This window comes from Weizmannia acidilactici, assembly GCF_008974225.1.
GTDB classification, from domain to species: domain Bacteria; phylum Bacillota; class Bacilli; order Bacillales; family Bacillaceae_C; genus Weizmannia; species Weizmannia acidilactici.
This window is the reverse complement of the sequence record NZ_BKZR01000107.1, coordinates 1-996: the sequence shown is the minus strand read 5'-3', so window position 1 is coordinate 996 and position 996 is coordinate 1. Positions and strand designations below refer to the sequence as shown.

2 protein-coding genes are annotated in these 996 nt (G+C 31.5%); both read left to right on the top strand.

Annotation, left to right across the window (positions count from 1 at the left end):
• The first annotated feature begins 20 nt into the window (after positions 1–20).
• The gene (locus tag GBH70_RS16430) at positions 21–722 is read left to right on the top strand and encodes a hypothetical protein (protein WP_151682018.1); all 702 of its coding nucleotides are present in this window, start codon (positions 21–23) and stop codon (positions 720–722) included.
• Positions 723–770: 48 nt separating this feature from the next.
• The coding region (locus tag GBH70_RS16425) for a hypothetical protein (RefSeq protein ID WP_151682017.1) at positions 771–996 on the top strand (226 nt) is incomplete at its 3' end.

Here is a 996-nt window from a genome sequence, read left to right as displayed (position 1 = left end):
AAATAATTGATGGATGATATATGAAAGGGATACAAGAAATAGAGTCGAGTGAAGGATGGAGAATTATTAATAAAATAGATAATTTACAACTTAGTTATACAGTTTTTCGAAGAAATTATGAAGAATTAAATAAACTCCTTTCTAAATATGAAAGCGATCAGGATTTAGCGCTACAATTGATGGTACGTGATAACAGAGAATCATTTAATGCTTTTTTGGGTGAAATAACTAGATTACTTCATAATTTTCTTGTTTCGGTTAAATCCTTAGTAGATCATACTCGTATATTTTACCAAGAGGAATACGAAGGAACAGAATTCGAAAATGATTACAATGAAAAAATAGAGGAACATTTCAGTAATGTACCAGTGTCAAAATTCGTTCAAGAATTAAGAAATTATACTCTTCATAAGGCACTTCCTTTAACAGGAGCGACAATTAACATTGATAAAGAAAAAGGTATGAGCCAATCAATCACTCTTAATATTGATAGTTTAAGAGATTGGAAAAAGTGGTCAAAACTCTCAAGAGAATATATGGATTCTAATGATAAAAATCTAGTTTTGCGAAAAACAGTAAATGATTATGCACAAAAAGTAGAGGAATTTTATAAATGGTTTGGAAATTGTCTACAAGAAATTCACAAAGAAGCACTAGAAGAATTAGAAGAACTTCAAAATAAACAAAGAGAACGATATGAAGAAGCCGGTTTTAAGTTGTAAAACATAGGCGCCCAGTACGGGCGCTTTTTCTATTGGGGGTAATGGACATTGGATCAAAAAGAAAACGAAAGAATTTCCGTATTAGAACCCCAACTATCAGCACTTGCAAAAAGTGTCGATAGAATAGAAACAAAGTTGGATTTGCTGACTTCCACTTTTATTACAAGGAATGAAGCAAGTTTACGATTTGAAAATATGGAAAAAGAGATTACAGAACAAAAACAAAACAAACGTGCAAATATTTCATTATCAGTGAGCGTCATATCCGTGGCGG

What these genes read in the sequence shown, in the direction of transcription:
- GBH70_RS16430 (WP_151682018.1), top strand. Translation starts at nt 21, where the DNA reads ATGAAAGGGATACAAGAAATAGAGTCGAGTGAAGGATGGAGAATTATT.